This is a genomic window from Priestia sp. SIMBA_032, from assembly GCF_046535215.1.
In the GTDB taxonomy this organism is placed as follows: Bacteria; Bacillota; Bacilli; order Bacillales; family Bacillaceae_H; genus Priestia; species Priestia aryabhattai.
Genome location: NZ_JAWRXD010001281.1, coordinates 1 through 247 on the forward strand (window position 1 = coordinate 1; position 247 = coordinate 247).

Sequence of the window (247 nt, forward strand, 5' to 3'; positions counted from 1 at the left end):
ATTGAGACATTAGAGATTAATGGTGTTCATAAAGATTATTTAAATATTAAATATCAAGGTAATGATAAGTTATACGTTCCAATTGAACAAATTGATCAAGTCCAAAAATATGTAGGGTCTGAAGGTAAGGATCCGAAAGTTTACAAATTAGGTGGAAATGATTGGAAAAAGGTTAAAACGAAAGTTGAAAAATCTGTACAAGACATTGCGGATGACCTAATTAAACTATATGCTGAGCGCGAAGCTT

At 31.2% G+C, this 247-nt stretch carries 1 protein-coding gene; it reads left to right on the forward strand.

Going from position 1 to position 247, the window contains the following annotated elements:
• Positions 1-247, forward strand: a 247-nt coding sequence (locus tag SB717_RS38450) for a CarD family transcriptional regulator (protein WP_410908468.1), incomplete at both ends; no start/stop codon positions are given.